This is a genomic window from Phreatobacter stygius, assembly GCF_005144885.1.
Classification (GTDB): domain Bacteria; phylum Pseudomonadota; class Alphaproteobacteria; order Rhizobiales; family Phreatobacteraceae; genus Phreatobacter; species Phreatobacter stygius.
In genome coordinates this window covers 6,141,720-6,168,526 of record NZ_CP039690.1, presented here as the reverse complement: position 1 = coordinate 6,168,526, position 26,807 = coordinate 6,141,720, and the positions used below count along the sequence as shown (strand labels likewise).

Annotated in this window: 28 protein-coding genes and 1 pseudogene; 11 read left to right on the top strand and 18 right to left on the bottom strand. The window is 66.4% G+C overall.

Annotated elements, in window-relative coordinates; translation table 11 throughout:
* The first annotated feature begins 17 nt into the window (after positions 1-17).
* Positions 18-539, top strand: coding sequence for a DUF1993 domain-containing protein (locus E8M01_RS29100; RefSeq protein WP_246088475.1), 522 nt, complete (start codon positions 18-20; stop codon positions 537-539).
* Between the two features lie 434 nt (positions 540-973).
* On the opposite strand, the gene E8M01_RS29095 is transcribed toward E8M01_RS29100, so the two are convergent.
* Entirely contained in the window at positions 974-1,378 is a 405-nt protein-coding gene (locus E8M01_RS29095) for an SRPBCC domain-containing protein (RefSeq protein WP_246088474.1), read from the bottom strand.
* Positions 1,379-1,437: 59 nt separating this feature from the next.
* Here E8M01_RS29095 and E8M01_RS29090 point away from each other — a divergent pair, with 59 nt between their 5' ends.
* A complete protein-coding gene (locus tag E8M01_RS29090) occupies positions 1,438-2,637 on the top strand; it encodes an IS256 family transposase (protein ID WP_136958310.1) in 1,200 nt (399 codons plus the stop codon).
* A 66-nt stretch (positions 2,638-2,703) separates the two neighbouring features.
* Here E8M01_RS29090 and E8M01_RS35655 read toward each other — a convergent pair.
* From E8M01_RS35655 to E8M01_RS29060, 6 genes and pseudogenes are all read right to left on the bottom strand, one after another.
* Positions 2,704-2,850: pseudogene (locus tag E8M01_RS35655) on the bottom strand (ATPase); the annotation flags it as partial.
* Positions 2,834-3,190 carry an ArsR/SmtB family transcription factor gene (locus tag E8M01_RS29080; RefSeq protein ID WP_136963354.1) on the bottom strand — a complete coding sequence of 119 codons (357 nt, stop codon included), beginning with the start codon at positions 3,188-3,190 and terminating at the stop codon, positions 2,834-2,836. The pseudogene E8M01_RS35655 and the gene E8M01_RS29080, both read right to left, overlap by 17 nt.
* Before the next feature lie 715 nt (positions 3,191-3,905).
* Positions 3,906-5,456 carry a glutamine-hydrolyzing GMP synthase gene (guaA, locus tag E8M01_RS29075; protein WP_136963353.1) on the bottom strand — a complete coding sequence of 517 codons (1,551 nt, stop codon included), beginning with the start codon at positions 5,454-5,456 and terminating at the stop codon, positions 3,906-3,908.
* Positions 5,457-5,534: 78 nt separating this feature from the next.
* Positions 5,535-6,011 carry a CAP domain-containing protein gene (locus tag E8M01_RS29070; RefSeq protein WP_170182124.1) on the bottom strand — a complete coding sequence of 159 codons (477 nt, stop codon included), beginning with the start codon at positions 6,009-6,011 and terminating at the stop codon, positions 5,535-5,537.
* Between the two features lie 301 nt (positions 6,012-6,312).
* Positions 6,313-7,629, bottom strand: a complete 1,317-nt coding sequence (locus tag E8M01_RS29065) for an RsmB/NOP family class I SAM-dependent RNA methyltransferase (protein ID WP_136963351.1) — start codon at positions 7,627-7,629, stop codon at positions 6,313-6,315.
* Between the two features lie 99 nt (positions 7,630-7,728).
* Positions 7,729-8,964 carry a GGDEF domain-containing protein gene (locus E8M01_RS29060; RefSeq protein ID WP_136963350.1) on the bottom strand — a complete coding sequence of 412 codons (1,236 nt, stop codon included), beginning with the start codon at positions 8,962-8,964 and terminating at the stop codon, positions 7,729-7,731.
* A 282-nt stretch (positions 8,965-9,246) separates the two neighbouring features.
* Here E8M01_RS29060 and E8M01_RS29055 point away from each other — a divergent pair, with 282 nt between their 5' ends.
* Both E8M01_RS29055 and E8M01_RS29050 read left to right on the top strand, forming a co-directional pair.
* Positions 9,247-9,591 carry a hypothetical protein gene (locus E8M01_RS29055; RefSeq protein WP_136963349.1) on the top strand — a complete coding sequence of 115 codons (345 nt, stop codon included), beginning with the start codon at positions 9,247-9,249 and terminating at the stop codon, positions 9,589-9,591.
* 272 nt (positions 9,592-9,863) lie between these two features.
* Positions 9,864-10,229 carry a hypothetical protein gene (locus E8M01_RS29050; RefSeq protein WP_136963348.1) on the top strand — a complete coding sequence of 122 codons (366 nt, stop codon included), beginning with the start codon at positions 9,864-9,866 and terminating at the stop codon, positions 10,227-10,229.
* A gap of 78 nt (positions 10,230-10,307) precedes the next feature.
* On the opposite strand, the gene E8M01_RS29045 is transcribed toward E8M01_RS29050, so the two are convergent.
* Entirely contained in the window at positions 10,308-10,736 is a 429-nt protein-coding gene (locus E8M01_RS29045) for an MAPEG family protein (protein WP_136963347.1), read from the bottom strand.
* A 183-nt stretch (positions 10,737-10,919) separates the two neighbouring features.
* Here E8M01_RS29045 and E8M01_RS29040 point away from each other — a divergent pair, with 183 nt between their 5' ends.
* Together E8M01_RS29040 and E8M01_RS35180 are read left to right on the top strand one after the other, a co-directional pair.
* Positions 10,920-11,465, top strand: coding sequence for a hypothetical protein (locus E8M01_RS29040; protein ID WP_136963346.1), 546 nt, complete (start codon positions 10,920-10,922; stop codon positions 11,463-11,465).
* A gap of 163 nt (positions 11,466-11,628) precedes the next feature.
* Positions 11,629-11,778 carry a hypothetical protein gene (locus E8M01_RS35180; RefSeq protein ID WP_170182123.1) on the top strand — a complete coding sequence of 50 codons (150 nt, stop codon included), beginning with the start codon at positions 11,629-11,631 and terminating at the stop codon, positions 11,776-11,778.
* Positions 11,779-11,906: 128 nt separating this feature from the next.
* Here the strand turns inward: E8M01_RS35180 and guaB are convergent, their stop codons facing one another.
* Positions 11,907-13,400, bottom strand: a complete 1,494-nt coding sequence (guaB, locus tag E8M01_RS29035; RefSeq protein ID WP_136963345.1) for an IMP dehydrogenase — start codon at positions 13,398-13,400, stop codon at positions 11,907-11,909.
* Between the two features lie 424 nt (positions 13,401-13,824).
* Between guaB and E8M01_RS29030 the strand changes: the two genes are divergently transcribed.
* The 5 genes from E8M01_RS29030 to E8M01_RS29010 all read left to right on the top strand — a co-directional run bounded on the left by E8M01_RS29030 (position 13,825) and on the right by E8M01_RS29010 (position 17,320).
* The gene (locus tag E8M01_RS29030; RefSeq protein WP_136963344.1) at positions 13,825-14,292 is read left to right on the top strand and encodes a hypothetical protein; all 468 of its coding nucleotides are present in this window, start codon (positions 13,825-13,827) and stop codon (positions 14,290-14,292) included.
* Between the two features lie 118 nt (positions 14,293-14,410).
* Positions 14,411-15,547 carry an Mrp/NBP35 family ATP-binding protein gene (locus E8M01_RS29025; RefSeq protein ID WP_425467754.1) on the top strand — a complete coding sequence of 379 codons (1,137 nt, stop codon included), beginning with the start codon at positions 14,411-14,413 and terminating at the stop codon, positions 15,545-15,547.
* Between the two features lie 5 nt (positions 15,548-15,552).
* Positions 15,553-16,425 carry a formate dehydrogenase accessory sulfurtransferase FdhD gene (gene fdhD / locus E8M01_RS29020; protein ID WP_136963342.1) on the top strand — a complete coding sequence of 291 codons (873 nt, stop codon included), beginning with the start codon at positions 15,553-15,555 and terminating at the stop codon, positions 16,423-16,425.
* Positions 16,418-17,062: a molybdenum cofactor guanylyltransferase MobA gene (mobA, locus tag E8M01_RS29015; RefSeq protein WP_246088473.1), complete on the top strand. Its 645-nt coding sequence runs from the start codon at positions 16,418-16,420 to the stop codon at positions 17,060-17,062. Before fdhD ends, mobA begins: the two co-directional genes overlap by 8 nt.
* A gap of 69 nt (positions 17,063-17,131) precedes the next feature.
* Entirely contained in the window at positions 17,132-17,320 is a 189-nt protein-coding gene (locus E8M01_RS29010; protein ID WP_136963340.1) for a hypothetical protein, read from the top strand.
* Between the two features lie 310 nt (positions 17,321-17,630).
* Here the strand turns inward: E8M01_RS29010 and E8M01_RS29005 are convergent, their stop codons facing one another.
* From E8M01_RS29005 to E8M01_RS28965, 9 genes are all read right to left on the bottom strand, one after another.
* The gene (locus E8M01_RS29005) at positions 17,631-18,884 is read right to left on the bottom strand and encodes a molybdopterin molybdotransferase MoeA (protein ID WP_136963339.1); all 1,254 of its coding nucleotides are present in this window, start codon (positions 18,882-18,884) and stop codon (positions 17,631-17,633) included.
* A 12-nt stretch (positions 18,885-18,896) separates the two neighbouring features.
* On the bottom strand, positions 18,897-19,457 hold the full coding sequence (gene mobB, locus E8M01_RS29000; RefSeq protein ID WP_136963338.1) for a molybdopterin-guanine dinucleotide biosynthesis protein B: 561 nt from the start codon (positions 19,455-19,457) through the stop codon (positions 18,897-18,899).
* Positions 19,458-19,586: 129 nt separating this feature from the next.
* Entirely contained in the window at positions 19,587-20,612 is a 1,026-nt protein-coding gene (locus E8M01_RS28995) for a formate dehydrogenase subunit gamma (protein WP_246088472.1), read from the bottom strand.
* 117 nt (positions 20,613-20,729) lie between these two features.
* Positions 20,730-21,326, bottom strand: coding sequence for a formate dehydrogenase FDH3 subunit beta (gene fdh3B, locus E8M01_RS28990; protein WP_136963336.1), 597 nt, complete (start codon positions 21,324-21,326; stop codon positions 20,730-20,732).
* A gap of 15 nt (positions 21,327-21,341) precedes the next feature.
* Positions 21,342-24,293: a formate dehydrogenase subunit alpha gene (locus E8M01_RS28985; protein WP_136963335.1), complete on the bottom strand. Its 2,952-nt coding sequence runs from the start codon at positions 24,291-24,293 to the stop codon at positions 21,342-21,344.
* 10 nt (positions 24,294-24,303) lie between these two features.
* On the bottom strand, positions 24,304-24,540 hold the full coding sequence (locus E8M01_RS28980; RefSeq protein WP_136963334.1) for a twin-arginine translocation signal domain-containing protein: 237 nt from the start codon (positions 24,538-24,540) through the stop codon (positions 24,304-24,306).
* A 39-nt stretch (positions 24,541-24,579) separates the two neighbouring features.
* Positions 24,580-25,407 carry a Cro/CI family transcriptional regulator gene (locus tag E8M01_RS28975; RefSeq protein ID WP_136963333.1) on the bottom strand — a complete coding sequence of 276 codons (828 nt, stop codon included), beginning with the start codon at positions 25,405-25,407 and terminating at the stop codon, positions 24,580-24,582.
* A 131-nt stretch (positions 25,408-25,538) separates the two neighbouring features.
* Positions 25,539-26,279, bottom strand: a complete 741-nt coding sequence (locus E8M01_RS28970; RefSeq protein WP_136963332.1) for a DUF3306 domain-containing protein — start codon at positions 26,277-26,279, stop codon at positions 25,539-25,541.
* Positions 26,276-26,806 (bottom strand): DUF3305 domain-containing protein, encoded by a 531-nt coding sequence (locus tag E8M01_RS28965; RefSeq protein ID WP_136963331.1) that lies wholly within the window; start codon positions 26,804-26,806, stop codon positions 26,276-26,278. The genes E8M01_RS28970 and E8M01_RS28965 overlap by 4 nt, the downstream gene beginning before the upstream one ends.
* Position 26,807: the final 1 nt, after the last annotated feature.

The window sequence follows — 26,807 nt, the reverse complement described above, 5'->3', positions numbered from 1 at the left end:
CTATGAGGAGGCACTCCATGTTGGAAGCCGAGCGGATGACCGCCCCGTTCTATGCTGCGTCGGTTCCAGTGTTCCGGCACAGCCTCGGCGTACTCGCCGAGCTCCTGCGCAAGGCCGAGACCCATGCACGCGAGCAGGGTTCAGATCCGGAGAAGTTCCTCGAGGCGCGTCTTGCGCCCGACATGCTCCCGCTGATGGGCCAGGTGCAACGGGCCAGCGATCACGCCAAAGGCGCCGCAGCCCGGCTAGCGGGGTTTGATCCTCCACCCTATGCCGATGACGAAGGCGGTCTCGCCGAGGCGCATGCGCGCATCACCAAGACGCTGGGCTACGTCATAAGTTTGCCGGCAGAATCGTTCGAAGATGCCGGGCGGCGCACGATCACCTTGCCGTTCGACACGTTGCAGATGTCAGCATCCCAATATCTCTATAACTTTGCGCTTCCGAGCTTCTTCTTTCACGTCACCACGGCGTACGCGATCCTTCGGCACCATGGCGTTCCGCTCGGCAAGAGCGACTTCATCGGCAACCTCGGTTAAGGCCGGAGGCGCCTTGCACTCCAATGGGAACGCCTGCCGGGTTGGCGGCCTATTTCGAGGCACAAGGCAGCTCTCCCGGCCTCATAGCATCGAGCGAAGGCGCGATGCGTTCGCACGCGCCATGGGCGACCTCTGCCCGCCGGGGCTACCGGATTCCCACATCTCGACAATCCGTGTCGTGGCGCGGCGTTGCTCGCTTCCTCATGGCCGTGCCTGTCACGGCCATCCACGTCTTCCGCGGTCAAGGCCATGCGTGAATGGCCGGCACGAGGCCGCGGCTGTCCTCCTCTAGCCTCGTTGGATACCATGAGTTGCTGGTCGGCCATTCGTCCCTGCCCTGCCTGTCCGCTTCGCGCCCCCGCCCCGGCCGGAAAGGCCGGTGGAGGCACGTCCCGAGAGCGGACGTTTCCCCGAGGCGGGTTTCCCGACCCGCGCTACTCGCCTTTGCTGGAAAGCAATGCGTCGAGCTGCTCCAGCTGCTCCGGCAATGCGGCAGCCGCGCCCTGTAGTGCTTCCTCAAGCGCCTCCTTGGACGGATAGACCTCGTGGAAATTCAGCAGCGTCTTCCCGCCCTGGTCCTCGAAGGTCACGGTCGTGACCGCGCCCGCTTCGCCTTCGTCGTTGGTCCAGACGATGCGCTCGTTCGGCACCACCTCGAGATACCTGCCGTAGAAGGCCATGGTGTCCGAACCGCCGGCGTCGAATTCCAGCCGATATTTGCCGCCGGTACGGACGTCCATTTCGCACGATACGAGCGAAACGCCGGATACCGATTTTGGCACCCACCAGCGCTGGAACAGGTCGTGTCCCGACTGGTGGTGTAACTGACGGGTGGTCATCGGCGGTTGCCGGTTAGGTTTGGGTTGCGACGACCAACCCCGAACCGAGAGATCCACCGATGACCGACGAGATGATGAACCTGCGCGGGCTGCTGGAGAAGAGCCCCGACGCCGATTTGCTGCGCGAGATGATCGGCTTTGCCGCCGGGCGGCTGATGGAGCTTGAGGTCAGCGGCCTTGCCGGCGCCGGCTTCGGCGAGAAGAGCCCGGACCGCCTGGCCCAGCGCAATGGCTATCGCGAGCGGGATTGGGAGACCCGCGCCGGCACGGTCGAGCTGCGCATCCCGAGGCTACGCAAAGGCTCCTACTTTCCGGGCTTTCTGGAGCCGCGCCGGCTGGCCGAGAAGGCGCTGACCGCGGTGATCCAGGAGGCTTACATCCAGGGCATCTCGACCCGCTCGGTCGATGACCTGGTCAAGGCGATGGGCATGAGCGGCATCTCGAAGAGCCAAGTCAGCCGGCTCTGCGAGGAAATCGACCAGCGCGTCCATGCGTTCCTCGACCGGCCGATCGAGGGCGACTGGCCCTATCTGTGGATCGACGCGACCTATGTGAAGGTCCGCCAGGCCGGCCGGATTGTCTCGGTGGCGGTGATCGTGGCGGTCGGTGTAAGCGGCGACGGTCGGCGCGAGGTGCTGGGCATGGATATCGGCCCCTCCGAGGCAGAGACGTTCTGGACGGCGTTCTTGCGCAAACTGGCCAGACGCGGCCTGCGCGGCGTAAAACTCGTCGTCTCCGACAGCCACGAAGGCATCAAGGCGGCGGTCTCCAAGGTGCTCACCGCGACCTGGCAGCGCTGCCGCGTGCACTTCATGAGGAATGCGCTCGCCCATGCCGGCCGCAGCGGGCGGCGCGTTGTCTCAGCCTTCATCGCCACCGCCTTCGCCCAGAACGATGCCGCCGCCGCCAGCCAGCAATGGCGCCGGGTCGCCGACCAGCTCAGGCCAACGGTGCCGAAACTGGCGGCTCTGATGGATACCGCCGAGACCGACGTGCTGGCCTATATGACCTTCCCGACGCAACATCGGGCGAAGCTCCACAGCACCAATCCGCTGGAGCGCGTCAACGGCGAGATCAAGCGCAGGACCGAGGTGGTCGGCATCTTCCCCAACGAGGCCGCCATCGCCCGGCTCGTCGGCGCGATCCTGCTCGAACAGAACGATGAATGGGCCGTCCAGCGGGCCCGCTACATGACCCTGGAAACCATGGCCGGCCTGAGCGATGATCCTAGTGTCGGCCTGCCAGCCGTGGCAGCCTGACCAGCCCGGCCTATGCCGGCGATCGTGGGGCCTTGCGCCAGCTACACCACGCTACGGGACATGACCCTGGAACAGCTCGGGCTGGCTCCACGCCCTGTAAACCGTGCTCGGCGGCGCATTGAATGTCCGCGTTACGACGAGTTCGCGATCCCCTCTGCGCTCGACCGACGTGCGGTTCTGCGCACCACCTGCACTGTCAACTTGCTGATTCATCGCTTCCCTCCTGTTTCATTTCGCTGATGATTTCGTCCAATGCTTCGAAGCGGGCCTCGAAGAGCTTGCGATGCGCCTCGATCCACTCGGCCTCCGCCTCGAGGCCGCGTTTCCCAAGCTTGCAGGTTCTCACCCGTCCGACCTTCTGCGTGACGACGAGCCCCGCCCGCTCGAGAACCTGGACGTGCTTCTTCATGCCGGTCAGCGTCATCTGGAACTTATCCGCGAGACTGGTGATCGACGCGTCCCCTCGCCCAAGCTGATCGATGATCCCGCGGCGGGTCGCGTCGGACAGCGCCGCAAACGAGAGATCGAGGGGAGGGCTTACATACTGAACCATCTAGTTCAGTGTCTAACCTGCTCGCGCAGGAAGCGCAAGCGTCCCGCACTTTCCCTGCCGTAGACCGGTCATTCGAGGTCATGCACCGCGGCGGCGGCAGCAGAAATCGTCTGCTGCGGGTCAAAAGCGGACCTTCGAGCCGCTGATGAACGAATGTCAGCTTTCAGCGCCTGCTCCCCGAAAGCAGTCCGCCGGCCAACGGCCCCTTTCGGAGGTTCAACCGCAGCACATGGTTTGCTGGCCGGCCCTACTTGACCGAGGAGGCTACGGGCACTCCACGGGGATGACCCAGATTCACGCAAACCGCGCGTTTGGCCTCTTGGGATCGCCTCTGATCAAGAGCTGACGGGGCCTGAACGAAACGCATCGTGAACCAAAGTACCGTCAGCGCGGAAACATATTCCAAAGGCGACTTTTTCTCACAATTTCAAAGTGTTAATCGAGAAAAAAGGACCGTCGGAACTTGAATGCGGGTGACGGTACTTTTCTCGCGCGCACGACTCCGCGCGAAAAATACCGCCGAACGTACCGTCAGATTGACCCGCCGCCTTATGTCCAACACGGCCCCGGTTTGCAGAAATTCATACAAATCAGTAGCTTAGGAAGCCGATGACGTGAGTTGACGATGTGAGGTCGATGGTGAATAGAACAAGACGCAAATCGTTGTTTTTTCTGCGAAAAACGACGATTGAGCCCTCCAGAGCACGCCTCCCCCTCACTCCCACTCGATCGTCCCTGGCGGCTTCGACGTCACGTCATAAACTACCCGGTTAATCCCCCGCACCTCGTTGATGATGCGGGTCGCGGCGCGTCCGAGGAAGTTCATGTCGAAGGCGTAGAAATCGGCGGTCATGCCGTCGACCGAGGTGACGGCGCGCAGTGCGCAGACATGGTCATAGGTGCGGCCGTCGCCCATCACGCCAACGGTTTTCACCGGCAGCAGCACGGCGAAGGCCTGCCAGATGATGTCGTAGAGGCCGGCCTTGCGGATCTCGTCGAGATAGATCGCGTCGGCCTGGCGCAGGATGTCGAGCTTTTCGCGGGTGATCTCGCCGGGAATGCGGATGGCGAGGCCCGGGCCCGGGAACGGATGGCGGCCGACGAAGCTTGCCGGCAGGCCGAGCTCGCGGCCGAGTGCCCTCACCTCGTCCTTGAACAGTTCGCGCAAGGGCTCGACCAGCTGCATGTTCATGCGCTCGGGCAGGCCGCCGACATTGTGGTGGCTCTTGATGGTGACCGAGGGGCCGCCGGAGAACGAGATGCTCTCGATCACGTCGGGATAGAGCGTGCCCTGGGCCAGGAAGTCGGCGCCGCCGACCGCCTTGGCCTCCTTCTCGAAGACCTCGATGAACAGGCGGCCAATGGTCTTGCGCTTGGTCTCGGGATCGGTGACGCCCGCGAGCTCGCCGAGGAACTGGTCGGCGGCGTCCACATGCACGAGCGGGATGTTGTAATGGTCGCGGAACAGGCCAACCACCTCCTTGGCCTCGTCCTGGCGCATCAGGCCATGGTCGACGAAGACGCAGGTGAGCTGGCTGCCGATGGCTTCGTGGATCAGCACCGCGGCAACCGAGGAATCGACCCCGCCGGACAGGCCGCAAATCACCTTGCCGCGGCCGACCTGGGCGCGGATGCGGGCAATGGCCTCCTGGCGGAAGGCGCCCATGGACCAGTCGCCGGTGGCGCCGGCAATGTTCTTCACGAAATTCCGGATCAGCTTGGCGCCGTCGGGCGTGTGCACCACTTCCGGGTGGAACTGCACGGCGTAATAATTGCGCGCCTCGTCGGCGATGGCCGCGAAGGGGGCGTTCTCCGAGGTCGCGACGACTTCGAAGCCCTCAGGGATCTCGGTGACCCGGTCGCCATGGCTCATCCAGACCTGGTGCCGGCTGCCCGGTTCCCAGACACCCTCGAACAGCCTGGTGGTCTTCTTCACATCCAGGAAGGCGCGGCCGAATTCGCGGTGATGGCCAGCCTCGACCTTGCCGCCGAGCTGTTCGGCCATGGTCTGCTCGCCGTAACAGATGCCGAAGACCGGCAGCTTGTCGTCGAAGATCAGCTGCGGCGCGCGCGGTGAAAAGTCCTCGGTGACGGAAGCCGGACTGCCCGAGAGGATCACGCCCTTCGGCTTCAAGGTCTTGTAGGCCTTCTCGGCGTTCTGGAACGGATGGATCTCGCAATAGACGCCAGCCTCGCGTACGCGGCGGGCGATCAGCTGGGTCACCTGGGAGCCGAAGTCGATGATCAGGATGGTGTCGTGCGTCATCGGTATCGGTTACGACCAAGCAAAGCGGCGCGCAACCCCCGAGCCGTGCGATCCCCCAGCGCATGCCGCTAAAGCGCCTCAGCGTGCCAGGACCAGGGTCCAGAACGGCCGCCGGTCCGGGCCGACGGCGCGGGCGAAACCGGCGCGGGTCATCAGGCGGTTGAGCATATTGGCATTGTGGGCATAAGACGCCCGCCAGCCGGCCACCGCCTCGGCCGCGCTCGAATAACCATAGCCAATGTTTTCAGCGGAATCGCCAATGCCGTGACGGCGCATGCGCGCCTGGAAGCCACCGCCGAGATCATGCGACAGGGTGCCGGCGGCGGCCATGGCGCGCGATTGTTCGGCCGCCGCGGCATTGAGCTTCGGATCGAGCCGGAGCGGCCCCATCCAGGACGCGGCGCGATAGGCGTTGATCATCTGGATGGCCGATGCGGCTTCGCGTGTCGGGGCTTGCTGGGTGGAAGCCTGGCGTGTCGGGGCGGCGGCTTGGGCCGCGACGGGGAGACCGAAAAGGCTGGCGGCAAGGGCCGGAACGATGAAGCGAAACGCCATGGGCAGGTTCCCTGATCGAAGCACCGGAGGAGAGAATGCCGGGAAAGCCATGCCAATTGGTCAATTCTGCAGCCAGGATTTGACCGACGCGGGTCGAGCATCAACCCTCGCCCGCTTGCGGGAGAGGGTGGCGCCGTCAGGCGCCGAGTGAGGGTTTGAAGAGGGCCGGCCCATCAATTCGAACCGGAATGCGCTGTCAGCATTGACGCAGCCACCCTCACCCGGCCGCTCCGCGGCCACCCTCTCCCACGAAGACGTGGGCGAGGGTTGATGCGCGGGCCGCGCGGCATCATCCCCTTCCCTATTCGCTATTCGCTATTCGCCGCTCCAGGATCGCCAGGTAGAAGCCATCCGTGCCGGTCCTGAGCGGCGTCAGTTGCAGGCCGAGACCGGCGGGCGAGACGAGGTCGTCGCGTTCCGACAGGCTATCCGGCGCCAGCGCCAGCACCTCCTGGGGATCGACGGAAACGAAATCGGCGTGGGCGGCGAGGAAGGCGGCCACCCGCTCGTCGTTCTCGCAGGGCAGCACCGAACAGGTGACATAAGCGATGCGGCCGCCGCGTTTGACCAGCGGTTCGGCCCGCGACAGCACGAAATCCTGGTCCTTCATGCGCTCGGCCAGCGCGCCCGGACGCACCCGCCATTTGGTGTCGGGGTTGCGCCGCCAGGTGCCGATGCCGGTGCACGGCGCATCGACCAGCACGAGATCGATCTTGCCGTCGAGATCGGCCAGCGGTTCGTCGGCCCGGCCCTTCGGCGTGCGCACCTGGACATTGCGGGCACCCGCCCGGGTCAGCCGGTCGTGGATCGGCGCCAGCCGGCGCGCATCGGCGTCGGTTGCGTAGATCTGGCCGGAATTGTCCATCAGGGCAGCGAGCTCGAGGGTCTTGCCGCCGCCGCCGGCGCAGAGATCGACCACCTGCATATTGGGCCCGGCGCCGGCCAGCATGGCGACCAGCTGTGAGCCCTCGTCCTGGATCTCGAACAAACCTTTTAGAAATTCCGGCGTCACCTGCAGCGTCGGGCCGCGGCCGTCCTCGCCGGCCGAGAAGCGGAGGCCGGTCGGCGCATGCGGGGTGATCTCGGGCCCGAGATGCGCCAGGGCCGGGATGATCCTGGCGCGCTCGGCCTTCAGCGTATTGACCCGGATATCGATCGGCGCGCGGGCGGACAGCGCCTGCATCTCGGCAACGGTCGCCTCGCCGAAGACCGCCTCCAGCTCGTCGGTCAGCCATTCCGGGAAATCGCCGGCGATGGCCGGCGGCGCATCGTCGAGCTTGAGCGCCTCGAGACGTCTGGCCTCCTCGTCCGAGAGCGGTTCCGGCGCGAAACGGTCGCCGGTACAGAGCGCCGCTATGGCCGCGCGATCGAGGCCGCGAGCCAGCGCCAGCGCGCCGAGCAGCATGGCGCGCGGGCCCTCGTCGCCCATCACATGGGCGCTGGAGGCGCGCCGGCGCAGCGCGTCATAAACCAGGCTGGCGATCGCCGCGCGGTCCTTGGACCCGGCGAAACGATGCGCCAGGCCCCAATCCTTCAAGGCGTCGGAGGCCGGCCGGCGGCGGGCGATGATATCGGCCAGAACCTCGATGGCGGCGGACAGGCGGGCGGACGGGATCACGGCGGCTCCTTGGAAGGCCGTGGTGGTAGCCGCTGGCGGCGGTCGAGGGCAAGGAGAAACGGGATCGAACCCCGATCGAGGCCCCGATTGGCGCGCCGGTCAGGCCGCCTGCGCCGGTTTGCCCTCGGGCAGCCGGCCCGGCAAGGCCGGCCGGATCCGGTTGCGGCCGGCGGCCTTGGCCTCGTAAAGCGCGGCATCGGCCGCAACGATGGCGGCGGTCAGGCTTGCCGCATCACCGAGCGAACCGGTGCCGACGCCGACACTCAGCGTGACGCAGCCGACCTCCGAACGCGCATGCGGAACGCCGAGGCGCTCGACCGCCCGGCGCATCCGTTCGGCCGCTCTGATGCCGTCGATGAGATCGGCGTCGGGCAGAATGGCGACAAATTCCTCGCCGCCGTAGCGGCCGAGAATATCGGCGTTGTCGCGCAAGGCGCCGCGCACCGCCGCGCCGATCAGGGTCAGGCAGCGGTCGCCGGCGGGATGGCCATACTGGTCGTTGAAACCCTTGAAATGGTCGACATCGATCATCAGCACGGCGAAGGGACGCAAGGCCGCCGGTGATCCGGCGAACAGCGCCGCGACCCGGTTGTCGACGCCGCGGCGATTGGCGAGGCCGGTCAGCGCATCGACATGGGACATGCGGGTCAGGTCGTCGGCGGTCCGCTGCAGGCTCTCGGCGGCGAGATTGTCCTTCAGGCGCAGGAGATAAAGCCGCCTGAGGTCGCGCTCGATGTAATAATTGGCGATCAGCGTCACGCCAATGGTCACCAGCAGGCCGAATGAGGCCGTGACGCTCGCGGCCGCCGGCATGTCCGGGTGCAGCACGCAGGCCAGCCCATGGGCGATCACGATGGTCGCCGAGACGGTCAGCGCATAACCGAAGGACGGCCGCATGGCCGAATTCGCATACATGACGACCAGCACGACGAAATATTGGTAGTGGCTGGCCAGCGGGCTGTGCGAGGCCATGAACACCCAGAGGATGCCGGCGACGATGGTCAGCGGAATGCTCAATATCATGAGGTTGCGCTGGCGCGGCGTCAGAGCGCGGCGGAACAACGCCGCGGCGACGATGAGCCAGGGCGTGACCAGCATGAGATGCACGATCAGGCTGAGCCCGATCGTGTCGGGCACCAGCAGGGCGTCGCCAACCAGGAAGACGTTGTAGACGACGACCGTCCGGATCGCGACGGCGGCGAGCACCCGGGCACGGCGCGGCGCGGTATCGGCTTCGAAGCGCTGTTCGATCTTGTCTGGAAATGCCAGATCCCAGCGCCTGACCGATGCCGCTTTCGCAATATCGTCGGCCGTGATCTTCCGCTGGCTCGTCATAGCCCGACCGCCTGTCCACGTCCGCCCCGCCTGAGAGACTGGGCGGCAAGCGTGAACGCAGGGCTAATTCGGTTGTAGAAATACGGTCAATTGTCGCGATTTGCCGGGGAAATGGTTGACCGTTCCCTTTCCGATAGGTGAGCACCGGCGCCGCCCGGCGATTGGCCTCGCCGAGGCCGGCAGGACCGGCGGCGATTTATTTAAAAGTCCCATGAACCTTCGGGCCACCCCGCGTCACCCATGAGCACGAGGGCGACCTCACGAACCCAAGGATCAAGTCTCATGACCTCTCTCAAGACACTCGCTCTCGCCGCCACCGCCATTGCCGGCCTGGGATTGTTTGCCATTGGTGATGCCGAGGCTCGCGGTTTCCGCGGCGGCGGCGGTGGTTTCCGCGGCGGCGGCTTTCATGGCGGCGGCCTGCGCCATGGCGGACATTTCCATGGTCACCGTCATTTCCACGGTCACCGTCACTTCGGTCACCGTCATGGCCACTGGCGCGGCGGCCGCTGGATCGGCCTCGGCCTGGTCGGCGGCGCGGTGATCGCGTCCGATTGCTACCGTTACCGCTGGGTCGACACGCCCTACGGCCTGGTCCGGCGCACCGTCAACATCTGCGGCTATTGAACAGTTTCTCGCCTGGCATTCCTCCCGTTCCCCGCCTTGGCCCCGGTCGCAAGACCGGGGTTTTTTCTTGGTCGGATTCTTGGTCGGATGCTTGGTCGGCTTCTTGGCTGATTTCCTGGTCTTGGCATGACCCGCCCCGACCGCAAGCCGCCGGCCGGCCGCGAAGCTCCCGGCTGAAAATATTGTCGCGGCCCTCGAACCTTTCGGCCGCACGAGGTGACCCAAGGGCATGGGGCAAATTCCAAGCCCACCAACCCTAAGGGATCACCACCATGACCTCGCTCAAGACCCTCGCTCTCGCCGCCACCGCCATGGCCGGCCTCGGACTGTTTTCCATGGACAACGCGGAAGCCCGCGGCTTCGGCCGCCATGGTGGCGGCTTCCACGGTGGCGGCCATCGCCATGGCGGCCTGCATTTCGGTGGCGGACACCATTTCGGCGGCCGGCATTTCCACCACGGCCACCGTCACCACGGCCACCGTCACCACGGCCACCGTCACCACGGCCGCTGGATCGGTGCCGGTATCGGCCTCGGCCTGGTCGGCGGCGCGGTGCTCGCCTCCGACTGCTACCGCTACCGCTGGGTCGACACGCCCTATGGCCTGGTCCGCCGGACCGTCAACGTCTGCGGTTATTGATCCGCCATCGGCGAGCCCGTGGCTCGTCCCTGCTCAGGCCCCGGTCGCCAAGACCGGGGCCGTTGCGCGTTCAGGCGATCACAAAGCCGCGATCAGCACGCCGGCCAGCATCAGGATGAGGATCAGCGCGCCGAGCGTGAAGATCGGCGCGCGATAACGCATGTTGTTCGAGCCGATATGAACGAAGGCATGGGCGAGCCGGCTGGCGACATAGGCCCAGGCCAGGCCGGTCATCAGCGGTCCGGTGGCGCCGACATGGATCGCCATGATCACCAGGACATAAAAAAGCACCGGCGTTTCGAACTGATTGGAGAAATTATTGGCGGCCTGCCTGGCCTTGGCCGGGAAGGCATCGCCCGACAGCGCGATCTCGCCGAGGCGCACCTCCCGGTTGATCAGCGCGCGGCGGCGAAAGAAGCCCATGACGAAGAGCACGCCCAAGGTCAGCCCGACCTGCGCCAAGAGCGGCCAGACGAGCGACAAGCCATTCGGATTCATCAGCCCCATTGCCGTTTTCCCCCATTGCCGCCGCCATTTAGCCGGGCGGCTCCACCATCAGGAACCGATCACGCGGCGCCGGCCTTGGTCAAGGAAATACCTGAATTGGCTCGCGTTATATCCTTGAGGACAGCGCGGTTCGGTTCGCAGCCTCCCTCGGGGTGAGACCCCGGATTTGTTGGAGACCATGTCATGCCTATCATGATGAATACCCGCCCAGTGGTGACGGCGACGATCGGTGCGCTGGCCCTGGGCTTCGTGCTGGCGATGCCGACAAGCGATGCGCGCGCCGGCGAGCAGACGCGCGACCGGACTGCGACCGGATCGACCGCGGATCAGGCCCCGGTCGAAATGCAGCGCCGCGGCTTCGGTGGCGGCGGCCGGGGCTTTGCCGGTGGCGGCCGCGGTTTCGGCGGCGGCCAGGGCTTTGCCGGCCGCGGCATCCGCCCCGGCGCCTTTACCGGCGTCGGCCCGGGCGGTTTCGCCGTCCGACCCGGTGGTGGTGGCTGGGGCGGCAGGCCCGGCGGTTATTATCGCCCGGGCTGGCACGGTGGCTATCGTTACGGCGGCTGGTATGGTCCCGGCCCCTGGGCGGGCGCGGCCGCGGCCGGCCTGATCCTCGGCGGCGCGGCGATCGCCTCCTCGCCCTATTATTACGACGACTGCTGGATCGAGCGGCGCTGGGTGACGCGCTGGGACGGTTACGCCGTGCCCCGCGACGTCCGCGTCTGCCGCTGACGGCACAGGGCCCTTGTCAGCCCTCAGGTGATCCGGCCTTGCCGGGTCACCCTTTTGTTGCCGCCGCCGCGAGGGGCCGCGGACCGCCCTGGTCTGCGTCTCGCCGTCTGGACCATCTCGTCATCAAGACCATCTCGTCATCAAGACCTTGGGAGCTCGGCCGATGATCGTTGCCCGCATGACCTTGGCAAGCCTGGCCCTTCTGGCTTTGGCCGCCTGCGCGACACCGCCGCCGCCGCAGGTCGACGAAACCCGCACCCAGCGCCAGGTGCGCGACCCCAAGACGGAACTCGAGCGCGGGCCTCGCCGCTAGGGCGTGACGATTTCGCATTGAAGCGTTGGGCCTCGAAGGACGGCCTTGCTTTGTGCAAAGCACCTCACCCCGCGAAACCCGCGCATCGGCCGATGCGCGGCGCCAGCGTCGAGCCATGAACTGGCCGCTCAGACCCGCCCGCCATTCGGATAGTTCGGGCTTTCCCGGGTGATGGTCACGTCGTGGACATGGCTTTCGCGCAGGCCCGCGCCGGAGATCCGGACGAATTGCGAATGGTTGCGGAAGTCCTCGAGGTTCTTCGCGCCGGTATAACCCATGGCGGCGCGCAGGCCGCCGACCAGCTGGTGAACCACGGTGCCGACCTGGCCCTTGTAGGGCACCTGCCCCTCGATGCCCTCGGGCACCAGCTTCAGGCTGTCCTTGACCTCGGCCTGGAAGTAACGGTCGGCCGAGCCGCGCGCCATGGCGCCGACCGAACCCATGCCGCGATAGCTCTTGTAGGAGCGGCCCTGCCACAGATAGACCTCGCCCGGCGCCTCGTCGGTGCCGGCGAGCAGCCCGCCGATCATGGCGACTTCGGCGCCGGCCGCCAAAGCCTTGGCAAGGTCGCCCGAGAATTTGATGCCGCCATCCGCAATCACCGGAATGCCGGCGGCCTGGGCCACCTCGACGCTCTCCATGATGGCGGTGAGCTGTGGCACGCCGACGCCGGCGACGATGCGCGTGGTGCAGATCGACCCCGGGCCGATGCCGACCTTGACGGCGTCGGCGCCGACATCGATCAGCGCCTTGGTGGCCGCGGCGGTGGCGACATTGCCGGCCAGGATCTGCACCTTGTTCGACAGCCGCTTGATGCGCGCGACCTGGTCGAGGACCTTTTGCGAATGGCCGTGGGCGGTATCGACCACGACCAGGTCGACGCCGGCATCGATCAGCAGTTCGGTGCGCTGAAAGCCGGCATCGCCAATGGTGGTGGCCGCGGCGACGCGCAGCCGGCCCTGCTCGTCCTTGCAGGCATGCGGATTGGCGACCTGCTTCTCCATGTCCTTGACGGTGATCAGGCCGACGCAACGGTAATGCTCGTCGACGACCAGCAGCTTTTCGATGCGGAACTGGTGCAAGAGCCGCTTGGCCTCGTCCTGGGTGACGCCCTCGCGCACCGTGACCAGGCGCTCCTTGGTCATCAGCTCCGAGACCGGCTGGTCCGGGTTCGAGGCAAAACGCACGTCGCGGTTGGTCAGGATGCCGGCGAGCTTGCCGGCCTTGCCGTTCGGCCCGCGCTCGACCACCGGCACGCCTGATATGCCGTGCTTCTTCATCAGGGCGAGCGCTTCGGCCAGCGTCGCCTCGGGGTGAATGGTGATCGGGTTCAGCACCATGCCGCTTTCGAAACGCTTCACCTGGCGGACATGGTCGGCCTGGACATCGGCTTCGAGATTGCGGTGGACGACGCCGATGCCGCCGGCCTGGGCCATGGCGATGGCCATGCGGGCTTCGGTCACCGTGTCCATGGCGGATGAGATGATCGGAATATTCAGGCCGATGGTCTTGGTCAGGCGGGTGCGGACATCGACATCCGCCGGCAGGACGTCCGACAGGCCGGGCCGGAGCAGCACGTCGTCGAAGGTGAGCGCTTCATCGAGGCTGGAAAAGACGGCCATTGCCAACTCCTGGAGAGAAAGCCATCTCGGCCCTCACGAATCGGGAGGGGCGCGGCCGGCTTGGTTTCGGATTGGCGGAAGTTGCTACCACGCCTCGATGACGGCTCCAAGGCTTGAATCACGCAATCGAGCCCTTTGTTTCACGCAGTCAAGGCTCTGGGCGAAAGAACCAACGCTTTGGTCGAGACGTCAGGCCCGGGTCCCTTCGTCGCCGGCATCCGATCCGGGCCGGCCAACGCAAGACCAGCCGGATCAGCGGATGCCCCGCTCACGGATTTGTTGGCATGGCCGCCGGTCCGGGCACTGGCGGGAGGCTTCGGTCGTGACGATATCGGGGGTGGTGCATCCAAGCGGCCCGGCCGCGGGTTTGAACCTTTGGCGACGACAATGCGACCCAAGCATGAGCCGTCGCCTGGAGCCTGTCATGACCGTCGTCCCGCGTTTCCTCACCCATGCCACGCTGATCGCCGGACCCACCGCGATGTTTCTGGCGGCCTGCACCCTGCTGCTGATGATGACCAGCCCGGGCCGAGCCGAGCCCAGCGAGCCGCGCCGCATCGAAATCCGCGGCGGCGAAAGCATCGAAGTGCCCGGTGCCGACGGCCGCGTCATCACGCTGCGCTTCACCCGCGTCATCAATGACGGGCGCTGCGCGGCGGCGACCTGCGCGCGCACCGGTTCGCCTGTGGTCGAAATCCAGGCGCTGGGCACCAGCGCGCGGACGCCGACCTTCCGGCTGTCGCCGGCGGCCCATCTCGCCGCACCCTTCGTGCCGGTGCAGGGCCGGTTCGTCGCCTTCGGCGAATTGGTCAGCCCGCCGCGCGAACTGACGACGGCCGGCCGGCCGACGCCGCTCGGCGACTACGTGCTGCGGCTGACCGTCACGCCTTAGGACGACACCACTGCATCGGCGCCCGGCGCCGCACACCCGTCCCACGCTTCTGCCCTTGCGGCCGCGGCCCTTCCGCCGTCCTGGCCGATGTCCTATGTGACAGAAGGCATGTGAGGGCATCATGGTCACCGAACAACAGGTCGCGCGCGCACTCGAACAGGTGAGGCTGCCCGCCAGCGGACAGACGCTCACGGCTTCCGGGCGCCTGTCCGATATCGTCGTCACCGGCGACAAGGTGATGGTGGCGATCGCCATCGACGTGACCGAAGCCGCCGCCATGGAACCGGTCAGGCTCGCAGCCCAATCGGCGATCAGCGGGCTGCCGGGCGTTGCCCAGGTTTTCGTCTCGCTGACCGCCGACCGGCCGCAGGCCCGCAACACGCCGCCATCGACCCAGCCGCATGTCCCGCCGGGCCGGCCGCAACAGGCGCCCTCCCCCAAGGCGACGCTGATCCAGGGCGTCAAGCACGTGATCGCCATCGCCTCCGGCAAGGGCGGCGTCGGCAAGTCGACCACCGCCTGCAACCTGGCGCTGGCACTGGCGAGCCAGGGCCTGAAGATCGGCATTCTCGATGCCGATATCTACGGCCCGTCGCTGCCGAAACTGTTCGGCCTGCACGGCAAGCCGCGGGTGATCCAGGGCCGGACCTTGGCGCCGCTCGAAGGCTTCGGCGTCAAGGTCATGTCGATCGGCTTCATGGTGGAAGAAGAGACGCCGATGATCTGGCGTGGCCCCATGGTGATGAGCGCGATCACCCAGATGTTGCGGGAGGTTGCCTGGGGCGAGCTCGACGTGCTGGTGGTCGACATGCCGCCCGGCACCGGCGACGCGCAGCTGACCATGGCGCAGGCAACCCCGCTGGCCGGTGCGGTGATCGTCTCGACGCCGCAGGACCTCGCCTTGATCGATGCCCGGCGCGGCGTCGCCATGTTCCGCAAGACCGAAGTGCCGATCCTCGGCATCGTCGAGAACATGAGCTATTTCATCGCGCCCGATACCGGCGCGCGTTACGACATTTTCGGCCATGGCGGAGCCAGGCGCGAGGCCGACCGGCTGGGCGTGCCGTTCCTCGGCGAGGTGCCGCTCGACATGAACCTGCGCGAGCGCTCCGACAGCGGCCAGCCGATCGTCGCGACCGAACCCGACGGGCCGCAATCGAGGGTCTATCAGGAGATGGCCCGGCTGGTCTGGGCGAGCCTTGCCGGCGACGGCCCGGTGAAGTCGAAGGCGCCGCCCCGGATCGTCTTCGAGTGATCGTGATGGCAGGTCCCCTGATCGTTCCGAACCCCGAGGATCCGAGACTCACCGAAAGGGTCGCCGGCGTCGACGAGCGCGGCCGGGCGATCGAGACCTCGGTGACGGTCGAGCGGCCGCTGACGCTCTATCTGAACGCCCAGGAGATCGTCACCATGATGACGATCGGCGATTACCCGGATTACCTGGCGATCGGCTATCTCCTGAACCAGAACATGCTGAAAGCCACCGACGTGGTGACCGGCGTCGACTATGACGAAGACCTCGAAGTGGTGGTGGTGCGCACCGACACCGACACCAATTTCGAGGACAAGCTCCGCAAGCGGACGCAGACCTCGGGCTGCGCCCAGGGCACGGCTTTCGGCGACCTGATGGAAGCGCTGGCCGAGATCAAGCTGCCGGCGACCCAGTTCAAGACGTCCTGGCTCTATCGCCTGACCAATGCCATCAACACCATGCCGTCGCTCTACCTGACCGCCGGCGCGATCCATGGCTGCGTCCTCTGCAAAGAGGACAAGCCCTTGGTCTATATGGAAGATGTCGGCCGGCACAATGCCGTCGACAAGATCGCCGGCTGGATGTACCGGCACGGCGAGAGCGGTGGCGACAAGCTGTTCTACACGACCGGGCGGCTGACCTCGGAAATGGTCATCAAGACCGTGCGCATGGGCATTCCGATCCTGGTGTCGCGCTCCGGCTTCACCGCCTGGGGCGTCGCGCTGGCGCGCCAATGCGGCCTGACGCTGATCGGCCGGGCGCGCGGCAAGCGTTTCGTCGCGCTCGCCGGCGAGGACCGCATCGTGTTCGACCAGGACCTGTCCTATGTCGAGGAGGAAAGCGCCCGGCATCACCGGAAAGGCTCCGGCGGCGATGACTGAACGGTCCAAACCTGGCTATCCCGCAACCCTCGGCGTCCTCTTGGCCGGTGGGCTCGCCCGGCGCATGGGCGGTGGCGACAAGCCGCTGAAGACGGTCGGCGGCCGGACCATTCTCGATCGGGTCGTCGAACGCCTGGCGCCGCAATGCGACGGGCTGATCGTCAATGCCAATGGCGACCCGGACCGTTTCGGTTTTCTGGGATTTCCAGTGGTCGCCGACGACGTGCCGGGCTTTGCCGGACCGCTTGCCGGCATCCTGGCGGCGCTCGACTGGACGGCCGCCCACCGGCCCGACATCGCATGGGTCCTGTCGGTTGCGACCGACGCACCGTTCCTGCCGCGTGATCTGGTGAGCCGGCTTCATATTGCGCGCCAGGAGGCCGGCGTGCCGCTCGCCTGCGCCCAATCGGGCGAGCAGACCCATCCGGTCATCGGGCTCTGGCGGGTCGATCTCAGGGCTGATCTGCGCCATGCCCTCGTGGTCGAGGACATGCGCAAGATCGACCGCTGGACCGCCCGCCACGGCGTCGCGGCCGCGCTCTGGCCGCTTGTGCCTTACGACCCGTTCTTCAACGCCAATACGCCCGAGGACCTGGCCGAGGCGGATGCGATCGCGCTGCGTCACCACGACGCTTGAAATGATCCGGCGAACTGCTAGAATCTGTCGACAAAACAAGGGCTTCGGCGCCCGTTCGGGGAGGCTTTCATGAAGGTCATGCTGTTGGGTTTCCTCGTGGCCATCGTGCTCGCGACCGGTGCCGGCATGCTTCTGAACGCGACCGTGCAGACGACGGCCGACGCACGTTATACCGGCGCCGGCGCGCAGCTGCGCCACAACGAGGCCGGCAACAACCTGGTCGGCCGCGACTGGTCGGGTATTTCCAAGCCGAACTGAGCCGTTTTGGCCGATCAGCGCGCGATCATTTCGAATTGAAGCACCCCTGCGATTTGCATAGAGGTTAGCCGTCCTTCGAGGCTCGCCGCGCTCGCACCTTCAGCGCAAAAGCGAAGCTTTTGTCGCGGGGATGAGGGATGTTTGTGTACTGCATTGATGTTGCAGATGAAACACGAACGCGAAGGCGCATCTTTCACCGCCACAACTGCGATTCCCCGCATCCCTCGTCCTGAGGTGCGAGCGCCCTTGCGCGAGCCCTCGAAGGACGGCAAACCTTTGTGCAGAGCGCTTCAACCGAAGCGATCAGGCCCTACCGCAGCAGCGCATAAGCCAGGAAACCGGCCATGTCGCCGGCCTTTAGCTCGGTCACCTCTTCCGGCAACTCGACCAGCCCGTCGGTCTCGGTCAGCGAGGTGATGACGCCAGCGCCCTCGCGCGGGTGTTTGGCGGCTTCGACGACGCCGTCGGCGCCTCGCCGCAAGGCCACGCGGACATATTCGCGCCGGCCCTGTTTCTTTTTGTAGGCAAAGCTCACCCGCACCGGCAGGGCCAAGGGCGCCTCGGGCACGCCGCCGCCGAGCGCCGTCAGGAACGGCCTGACCACATGGGCGAAGGTGACGAAGACCGCCACCGGATTGCCCGGCAGTCCGATGAAGGCCGTGCCGTCGACGACACCCATGGCGACCGGCCGGCCCGGCTTGATGGCGAGCCGCCAGAAGGTCAGGCTGCCGGCCTGTTCGACCGCCGCCTTGACGTGATCTTCGTCGCCGGTCGAGACGCCGCCCGAGGTCAGGATCAGGTCATGGCCGCGGGCGGCCTTGGCCAGTGCCGCGGCAACCGTCGCCCGGTCGTCGCCGAGAATGCCGAGATCAGTGACCTCGGCGCCCAGCCGGCGCAGCAAGGCCTGCAGGGTGAAACGGTTGGAATCATAAAGCTGGGCTTCGGCGAGCGGCTGTCCCGGCGACACGATCTCGTCGCCGGTGGAAAAGACGGCGACCTTCACCCGCCGGCGCACATCGAGATGGGTAATGCCAAGGGCTGCCGCCAGCGCCACCGCCTCGGGCGTGATGCGCCGTCCGGCCGCCAGCGCCAGTTGGCCGCGCGGCAGGTCCTCGCCGGCCGGCCGGCAATTGGCACCCGGCTTCAGGCCCTTGGGCAGGATGACCCGGTCGCCGTCGAGCCTGACGTCCTCCTGCATGAACACCGTGTCGGTGCCGGCGGGCATGGGCGCGCCGGTGAAGATGCGCACCGCCTCCCCGGCCTTAGCCGGCCGGCCGAGCGCGGCACCGGCCGCGACCTTGCCGCCGATCGGCAAGACCGTGTCGGCGGCGCCATCGAGATCGACGAAGCGCACGGCATAACCGTCGACGGCCGAATTGAAAAAGGGCGGCAGATCGACGCCCGCCACCAGGTCGGCCGCGAGAATCCGGCCATCGGCGTCGAGCAAGGCCAGGCGTTCGGTCTCGGCGACCGGCGTGAGATTGGCGGCGACCTTGGCGATCGCGTCAGCAACCGACAGCAGTGCGCCGCCAAAGGCGAAATGATCGGAGGAAAGTTGCGCCATGGTCCAGGCTTATCACGGGTCGCGGCGGCGCGGGAGATGAGGCCGGCCGGCGCCATCGAGCGTCGCCAGCACGGCGGCGATCGGCTCGGCCGCGGCCAGCAGCAGTTCGGCGGCAGCCGCCACGTCATCGAGATCGGCGACAGGACCGGTGAAGTCCGGGGCCGGTCCATCGGCGACGATCCCGCTGATATTGGCGAGCTCGCCGAACAGCCAGGGCTTGTCATTGGCGGCCCGATGGACCTCGACCTTGGGATGGCCATAACTCTTGAAGCCTTCGACGATGACCAGGTCGCAGGGCGACAGCTTGCGCAGCAGTTCGGCCAGCGTTAGCTCGTCTTCGCCGCGCAATTCGTGGATCAGCGCGTAACGATGGGCCGAGGCGACCAGCACCTCGCTCGCGCCGGCGGCGCGATGGGCGTGCGAATCCTTGCCCGGCTGATCGATATCGAAGGCATGGTGCGCATGTTTCAGGGTCGCGACCTTGAGGCCGCGCGCGGTCAACAGCTGGAGGACCTTGACCAGCAGGGTCGTCTTGCCCGCGCCGCTCCATCCGGCAAGCCCAATGACCTTCATGATGCTCCGCTTGCGTCCAGCCGATCGACGGTTGCCTCCGCCAGCAATGCATATTCGTCCGGCGAAGCGAAACCGCAAACGAAAACGCCCGGCCGGAGCCGGGCGCGCGAGACAGTTCGGATCGTGCCGCTATTCGGCGGGATGGACAACCGCGTGCGGGTGCAGCTTGCCCTTGTCGGCCTCTTCCTGAACCCAGAGCGAATGATGCTCCTTGGCCCAGTTGAGATCGACCTCGCCTGTGGTCATGGCTTCGGCGGCACCCTGCATGCCGAGCGTGCCGATATAGATATGGGCGAGGATCACGGCGATCAGCAGCACGCCGGCGAGCCCATGCACGATGTTCCAGAACTGCAGCGCCAGGACACCGCCGGCGGTATAGGGGAACAACAGATAGATGCCGGACAGCGACAGCGCCGCGCCGCCGATCATGACGGCCCAGAAGATGCCCTTCTGGCCGGCATTAAACTTGCGCGCCGGCGGGTGGGCGCCGTTGGCGAGCATGCCGCCGCCCTGCCTGATCCATTGCAGGTCGACGCGGCTCGGAATGTTGTGGCCAACCCAGGTCAGGAACATCACGGCAAGCCCGAGCATGAACGGCCAGGCCAGGTAGTTATGGGCATATTTGGCCCATTGCGCGGTGACCGCGAAGGCGTCCTCGCCGAGCAGCGGCAGCAGCAGGAACTTGCCGACCGTCACATTTAGCCCGGACAGGCCGAGAATGATGAAGCAGCCGGCGACCATCCAGTGCACCAGGCGCTCGAAGCTGGAAAACCGCAAGATCTTGAAGCCCGACAGGCCCTTCTCGACCTTGATCGTGCCGCGCACCAGGTAGAACAGCGCCAGCAAGGCCAGCATGCCGAGGATGGCGATGCCGGCGATCCAGTGCATGGCGCCCTGGTGGAACACCCGCCAGGCCTGGCCCTGGGGCTGGATCAGGACCTGTGAATCGAGGTTCGGAATGGTGCCGCGCCCGGATACCGTGGTGCCGGTGCCCGGCGTTCCCGCCCGCAACTGCTCCATCAGCTGGCGCTCATTGACCGACAGGGCCGTCGGGTTGACCGCGGTCGGCTGGGGTGGTGCCGGCTGGGCCATCACCGGCGCCGCCAGGCCCAAGGCGACCAGGACGACGAAGGCGGCGGCGAGAGACCGAAGCATGGAGCGCATCGGATGATCCTCTCTCGGACTTGGCGTCCGATGGGAGCGCCCGTGACGGCGCCCGATTTCGTTCTTTGCGAAACCGGCGGCGGGTCGCCCCATCGCCGGCGAGTCCCATCAGATCGTGATGGTTTCCTTGTAAGCCGTCTGCCAGCCCCAGGCGCCCGAGCCATAACCGCGCTTGAGCACCCGTTCCTTGTAGATGGTGGTGATCATGTCGCTGTCGCCGGCGAGCAGCGCCTTGGTCGAACACATCTCGGCGCAGATCGGCAACTTGCCTTCGGCCAGGCGGTTCGCGCCATATTGGGCATATTCGGCGGCCGAGTTGTCGGCGAGCGGACCGCCGGCGCAATAGGTGCATTTGTCCATCTTGCCGCGCGAGCCGAAATTGCCGACGCGCGGATATTGCGGCGCGCCGAACGGACAGGCGTAGAAGCAGTAGCCGCAGCCGATGCACAATTCCTTCGAATGCAGCACCACGGCATCGGCCGTGGTGTAGAAGCAGTCGACCGGACAGACCGCCGCGCAAGGCGCGTCGGTGCAATGCATGCAGGCCATGGAGATCGAGCGCTCGCCCGGCCGGCCGTCATTGATGGTGACGACGCGCCTTCGGTTGATGCCCCAGGGCACGTCGTGTTCGTTCTTGCAGGCGGTGACGCAGGCGTTGCATTCGATGCAACGGTCGGCGTCGCAGAGGAATTTCATGCGGGCCATGGTTCGGTCCTCCCCTTACGCCGCTGCGATCTGACACAGGGTGGCCTTGCCTTCGTGCATGCCCGTCACCGGGTCATAACCGTAGGTGGTCACCGTGTTGACGCTCTCGCCCAGCACGATCGGATCGGTGCCGGCGGGATAATTGCCGCGCTGGTCGGCGCCCTGGTACCAGCCGCCGAAATGGAACGGCATCCAGGCGACGCCCGGTCCGACCCGTTCGGTGACCAACGCCTTGACCCGGGCGCGGCCGCCCTCCGGGCCGCTGACCCAGACCCATTGGCCGTCCTGGATACCGCGCGCCGAGGCTTCACGCGGATTGACCTCGACGAACATGTCCTGCTGCAGCTCGGCGAGCCATTTGTTGGAGCGGGTTTCCTCGCCGCCGCCTTCATATTCGACGATCCGGCCGGAGGTGAGGATGATCGGGAACGACCGGGCGATGCCCTTGTCCACCGCGCCCTTCTGATAGGTCGTGTGCAGATTGGGCATGCGCAGCGTGCGTTCGTCGGCACGCGCCGGATATTTCGCCACCAGTTCGGGCCGCGGCGTATAGATCGGCTCGCGATGCACCGGCACGGGGTCCGGCAGGTTCCAGGCGATCGCCCGGGCCTTGCCATTGCCGAAGGGCGAGACCCCCTTGTCCAGGCAGACACGCTGGATGCCGCCGGAGAGGTCGTTGCTCCAGCTGACCGCGCCGGCATTGGCGCCGCCCTGGGTCTCGATCTGGGTTTTTTCCGCCGGCGTCAGGTCGGCGTCCCAGCCGAGCCGCTGGAAGATGGCATAGGTGAATTCCGGGTAGCCGTCCTGGATCGGCGAGTCCTTCGGCCAGGAGTTCTGCGCCAGCAGGGTCTCACCGTTGCGCTCCAGGCCGAAGCGCGGCCGGAAGCAGCCGCCGCCGTCCTTGATGGCGAGATTGGTGTTGTAGAGAATGTGGGTGCCGGGATGGCGCACCTCGGGCTTGCCCCAGCAGGGCCATGGCAGGCCGTAATAGTCGCCGCCGATATCGGCGAGTTCTTTCGGCGCGCGCAGCGTGACGATGTCGAACTTGCCCTGGTTGGCCATATGGGCCTTCAGGCGCTCCGGCGACTGGCCGGTATAGCCGGTCGACCAGCCGCCGCGGTTGATCTCGCGCAACAGCGACTCGGCCTCGGGCTCGTCTCCGAACTTGCCCTTCACCATAGTGATGTTCTTGAACATTTCCTGGGCGAAGCCGAGCTTCTGAGCGAGCTTGTAGATGACCCAATAGTCATTGGCGGATTCGAAGATCGGTTCGACGATCTTCTCGCCCCATTGCAGCGAGCGGTTCGACGCCGTGCGCGAGCCGCTGCATTCGAAACTGGTGCAGATCGGCAGGATATAGGTGCCGTTCTTGCGTCCACCCAGCGAGATGAAATTGGTCGGGTGCGGATCGCCGACGACCAGGAGCTCGAGCTTCTCCAGGCCCTCCACCGCGCCGGGGATGCGCGGGATGGTGTTGCCGCCATGCCCCATGACGATCATGGCCTTGAGGTTGTCCTTCTGGTCGACCTGCTCGGCCGGCAGCGTGGTCGCGTCGAACCAGCGGGTCGAGGGCAGGCCCGAGGTCTCCATGTTCTGCTTGGCCGTGCGCGCGGCGCGGCCGGCCTTGGCCGGCACCTCGTCGAAACGGCTGACGAAATAGTCGTAAGGCACCTCCCAGACGCGCGCCCAATGGCGCCAGCCGCCTTCGACCAGGCCATAATAGAGCGGCAGGTTGCCGACATCGAGGCCGAGATCTGTCGCGCCTTGCACATTGGTGTGGCCGCGGAAGATATTGGCGCCGGCGCCGGGACTGCCGACATTGCCGGTGGCCAGCAGCAGTGTGCAACTGGCGCGGACATTGGCGGTCCCGACGGTGTGCTGCGTCTGGCCCATGGCCCAGATCAACGTCGCGGGCTTTTGCTTGGCCAGCATCTCGGCGACGCGCTTCAATTGCGCACCGGTCGCGCCCGATATCCGCTCCACTTCATCAGGAGTGTACTTGGCCACCTCCTTGCGGACTTCATCCATGCCGTAGACGCGGTTCTGGAGGAACTCCTTATCTTCCCAGCCATTCTGGAAGACATGCCACAACATGCCCCAGAGCACCGCGATGTCGGTGCCCGAACGGATCCGGATATATTCGGTGGCATGCGCCGCGGTGCGGGTCATGCGCGGATCGATGACGATCATGTTGGCGCGGTTGATCTCCTTGCCGGAGAGCACGTGCTGCATGGCGACAGGATGGGCTTCCGCCGGATTGCCGCCCATGATGACCATGGTCTTGGAGTTGCGGATATCGTTGTAGGAATTGGTCTGGGCGCCATAACCCCAGGTGTTGGCAACACCTGCAACCGTCGTGGAGTGGCAGATGCGCGCCTGGTGGTCGACGTTGTTGGTGCCCCAGAAGGCCGCGAACTTGCGGAATAGGTAGGCGGCCTCGTTGGTATATTTGGCCGAACCGAGCAGATAGACCGAATCGGCGCCGGACTTGGCGCGGATGGCGTTCATCTTGTCGCCGATTTCGTTGAACGCCTGATCCCAGCCGATCTTCTGCCAGACGCCGTCGACCAGCTTCAGCGGATATTTGACGCGCCGCTCGCCATGAACGATCTCGCGCACCGAGGCGCCCTTGGCGCAATGGGTGCCGCGATTGATCGGGCTCTCCCAGGCCGGCTCCTGGCCGGTCCAGACGCCATTCTGCACCTCGGCGCGGACGGTACAGCCGACCGAGCAATGGGTGCAGATATTCTGGCGGACGATGATCGGCACGCCCGGCTGAGGCGCGCTGATGGCCTCCGCCTTGCGGACAGCGCCGAGCGTCAGCGAACCGACGGCGGCAGCGCCCGCAACGGCGATGCCGGAGCGGGCGAGAAAGGTGCGGCGGTCCATGACGCCGGAGGTCAGTCCGGCGGCGAGCCCATTGAGCCTCGAACGGGTGGCGTCGGCGCTTTTGCGTTTGATCAACATGGCGCGCCCCTCAATAGCGATTGGTGCGATAGAAATTCTGCACGTCAGCGGCGTTCGGCTGGTAACGCGCCTTGCGCCGCTCATCCCGGCTTTCGCGGCCGGAGGCCGGCGCCTGGGCTTCGGCCGGCTGGCTCGCCACCACCGCGGTCGCGGCGAGAGCGGATGCGCCAGTCATGGCTTTCAAGAAGTCGCGCCGGCCGGCCGTCAGCCCGGTGCCGCCGCTCTTGTCTTTGCTCTGACCCGACATTGCCCGTCCTCCATCGCGAATTTACGCCCGCACGCGCCGTCAGGCCGCGAAGGCGAAAGCTTCCGTTTCGATATCCATGAACAGCCGGCCGACCGCGCCGACGGCGCTGTAGAACGGCTTGTTCCGAACCATTTCCAGATCGGCGAAGAAACGCTGCGCCCAAGGTTTCACATGGGCCTCGAAAAACGCCTTCTCGCCGTCATATCCGTCGCCGAACCGGCGCAACGCCAGGCCGGCCATGACGTCGCAGAGGAGCCCGATATGGTCCTCGGGCTCCTTGGAACTGTCGTCGCGCACGACGCCGAGCGCGACGAAGGCGGCGCGCACCTCGGCCAGCGGCCGCTCGTGCAGGAACCCGGTGAGGTAATAGGACCCGTAGGGCAGCAGTTCGCCGCGTCCGACGCCAATGAACAGGTCAAAGAACTCGCAGTTCACCGCGTCGACCGTGGTGACGCGCGCAGCCTCGGCCAGCGCCAGATGGGCCATGCCGAGCGGCGATGCATCGCCTTTCAGGGCCGCGACCTTGGCCAGCACGTCGGCGGTCGGGACCTTGAACAGGAGCAGCGCGAGCAGGCCATATTCGGCGGCCCTCAGCCGGTCCATCTCGTCGGTCTCGGGCGCCGCACGGGCCTCCGCCTCGGCAAGCGCCTGTTCCATGGCCGCCTTGATGCTCGACCGCGCTTCCGGATAGAGGTCGGGGCGAAGCTGGTGCCGGCCGATGCCGGTCAGCGTCTCCACGGCAATCACACGCTCCGGCGGTATGCGCTGCCAGTTCGATACGGACGGTTGCGAAATGCCCAGAGCTCTCGCCAGGGCCCCGACCCCGCCGACCGCCTTGATTGCCGCCTCCAAGCCGCCGTCACGCATTCCCGCGATCGTCTTTCCGTTTGCCGGCCAGACCGCCAGACCCACCCATGCGGGTGGTCGAAGCCATGCCGGGATACCACCCTAGAATAGCTCCAAGCTATGAGTGAATGCAACGGAACGGCCGTGGCACGTCAACCCGGCAAAGCGCCGCCGTGACGGCGCCGGACCGGCTCCGTTTCCGGGTTTTCCGGCGATTTCTCTGGCATCGCAGCATGAACGACGGGTGCATGGTTTTGCCCGTTTTCGCCGGTTTTGCTCACCGCGCTCGGCTCGCCGGACGCGCCGCCGCTTTCCGGCAGCGCGGCCAGGTCATCCTGCGCCATCAGCTGCTGCACTGCGGCAAGATCCTGCGGGGCTGGCGTCCCGGCCAAGGCCGCCTGCGACATATTGTCAGAGGCTATGGGGTCCTGGCCTGTTTTGGCCCCGGATTCGCTTGGGGCGCCGGATTCGCCCGGCGTCCCGGCCAGGACGCGGTCGAACCCGTCGAGCACCGCCCGCACCTGATCGGCGCCCGCGGTCAGCGGCCCGAAGCCCGAAATGGCGCCCGGGGTGTTGTAGTCATAGGCATAGTCGAGCGCCTCGCCGACGAAATCGCGGATCGCCGGATCGATGCTCCACATCCGCCGCAAGGCCTGGTTGCGCAGGTCCAGGGGCACGCCGGGACGCATGAAGGCGGAGAGATCCTGGCCTGCCACCAGATCCTGGATGGCGGGCAATTCGGCAATCAGATCCTCGAGCGCCTTGGCGGCCTCGCCGGCGGACGGCGCGGTCTGCGGTTCGCCCGGCGTTACCGCTTCGACGGCCGGTTCGGGCGCGCGCTTCCGCCGCGACCAGCGCGACAGGAAACCTTCGTCGTCGCCCGGCCCGGTCATTGGCCGTCTCCGGGGCCGGGATCGCGCCGGAACTTGCCCGGCTGGCCGATGCCGCGGCTGCCCATGCTGTCTGGATCCTGCCGGTCGCGCTTGCGCTTGAAGAACGGCTCTTCGACATGATGGGCTTCGAAAAAGGCCGAAAGCTCGACCATCACCTCATGCGGCATCGGCACCGCCTCGACCCGATCGGTGACCGTGTCGACAAAGGCTTCGCCTTCATAGGGGTCGGCGGTGACCGCCGCGACCTGCCACCGGCCTTCGGCATCCTCGCGCAGGGCCACCCAGATCGACGGCCGCCCGGAGACGAGATTGTCGCGATAATGCGCGGTCTCGCCGGAGTGAAAGCTCAGTTCGGCGGGCCCGGCATACCAGCTCTCGGTCTCGCCTTCGCGGCCAATGAAGGTCCAGGGCTCGACCGCCGGCACGCCGGGCAGCACCGCGGCCGGCGCCCATTCATGATCGACCCAGGGATTGCTGAGCTTCTTCTTGGCGACGACGACGCCGATCGCGATGTGGTGGACCGCCATG

Excerpts from the sequence above, each read along its gene's own strand:
- E8M01_RS29100 (WP_246088475.1), top strand. The coding sequence starts at position 18 with ATGTTGGAAGCCGAGCGGATGACCGCCCCGTTCTATGCTGCGTCGGTT.
- E8M01_RS29095 (WP_246088474.1), bottom strand. The coding sequence starts at position 1,378 with ATGACCACCCGTCAGTTACACCACCAGTCGGGACACGACCTGTTCCAG.
- E8M01_RS29090 (WP_136958310.1), top strand. The coding sequence starts at position 1,438 with ATGACCGACGAGATGATGAACCTGCGCGGGCTGCTGGAGAAGAGCCCC.
- E8M01_RS29080 (WP_136963354.1), bottom strand. The coding sequence starts at position 3,190 with ATGGTTCAGTATGTAAGCCCTCCCCTCGATCTCTCGTTTGCGGCGCTG.
- guaA (WP_136963353.1), bottom strand. The coding sequence starts at position 5,456 with ATGACGCACGACACCATCCTGATCATCGACTTCGGCTCCCAGGTGACC.
- E8M01_RS29070 (WP_170182124.1), bottom strand. The coding sequence starts at position 6,011 with ATGGCGTTTCGCTTCATCGTTCCGGCCCTTGCCGCCAGCCTTTTCGGT.
- E8M01_RS29060 (WP_136963350.1), bottom strand. The coding sequence starts at position 8,964 with ATGACGAGCCAGCGGAAGATCACGGCCGACGATATTGCGAAAGCGGCA.
- E8M01_RS29055 (WP_136963349.1), top strand. The coding sequence starts at position 9,247 with ATGACCTCTCTCAAGACACTCGCTCTCGCCGCCACCGCCATTGCCGGC.
- E8M01_RS29050 (WP_136963348.1), top strand. The coding sequence starts at position 9,864 with ATGACCTCGCTCAAGACCCTCGCTCTCGCCGCCACCGCCATGGCCGGC.
- E8M01_RS29045 (WP_136963347.1), bottom strand. The coding sequence starts at position 10,736 with ATGGGGCTGATGAATCCGAATGGCTTGTCGCTCGTCTGGCCGCTCTTG.
- E8M01_RS29040 (WP_136963346.1), top strand. The coding sequence starts at position 10,920 with ATGCCTATCATGATGAATACCCGCCCAGTGGTGACGGCGACGATCGGT.
- E8M01_RS35180 (WP_170182123.1), top strand. The coding sequence starts at position 11,629 with ATGATCGTTGCCCGCATGACCTTGGCAAGCCTGGCCCTTCTGGCTTTG.
- guaB (WP_136963345.1), bottom strand. The coding sequence starts at position 13,400 with ATGGCCGTCTTTTCCAGCCTCGATGAAGCGCTCACCTTCGACGACGTG.
- E8M01_RS29030 (WP_136963344.1), top strand. The coding sequence starts at position 13,825 with ATGACCGTCGTCCCGCGTTTCCTCACCCATGCCACGCTGATCGCCGGA.
- fdhD (WP_136963342.1), top strand. The coding sequence starts at position 15,553 with ATGGCAGGTCCCCTGATCGTTCCGAACCCCGAGGATCCGAGACTCACC.
- mobA (WP_246088473.1), top strand. The coding sequence starts at position 16,418 with ATGACTGAACGGTCCAAACCTGGCTATCCCGCAACCCTCGGCGTCCTC.
- E8M01_RS29010 (WP_136963340.1), top strand. The coding sequence starts at position 17,132 with ATGAAGGTCATGCTGTTGGGTTTCCTCGTGGCCATCGTGCTCGCGACC.
- E8M01_RS29005 (WP_136963339.1), bottom strand. The coding sequence starts at position 18,884 with ATGGCGCAACTTTCCTCCGATCATTTCGCCTTTGGCGGCGCACTGCTG.
- mobB (WP_136963338.1), bottom strand. The coding sequence starts at position 19,457 with ATGAAGGTCATTGGGCTTGCCGGATGGAGCGGCGCGGGCAAGACGACC.
- E8M01_RS28995 (WP_246088472.1), bottom strand. The coding sequence starts at position 20,612 with ATGCTTCGGTCTCTCGCCGCCGCCTTCGTCGTCCTGGTCGCCTTGGGC.
- fdh3B (WP_136963336.1), bottom strand. The coding sequence starts at position 21,326 with ATGGCCCGCATGAAATTCCTCTGCGACGCCGACCGTTGCATCGAATGC.
- E8M01_RS28985 (WP_136963335.1), bottom strand. The coding sequence starts at position 24,293 with ATGTTGATCAAACGCAAAAGCGCCGACGCCACCCGTTCGAGGCTCAAT.
- E8M01_RS28980 (WP_136963334.1), bottom strand. The coding sequence starts at position 24,540 with ATGTCGGGTCAGAGCAAAGACAAGAGCGGCGGCACCGGGCTGACGGCC.
- E8M01_RS28975 (WP_136963333.1), bottom strand. The coding sequence starts at position 25,407 with ATGCGTGACGGCGGCTTGGAGGCGGCAATCAAGGCGGTCGGCGGGGTC.
- E8M01_RS28970 (WP_136963332.1), bottom strand. The coding sequence starts at position 26,279 with ATGACCGGGCCGGGCGACGACGAAGGTTTCCTGTCGCGCTGGTCGCGG.
- E8M01_RS28965 (WP_136963331.1), bottom strand. The coding sequence starts at position 26,806 with ATGGCGGTCCACCACATCGCGATCGGCGTCGTCGTCGCCAAGAAGAAG.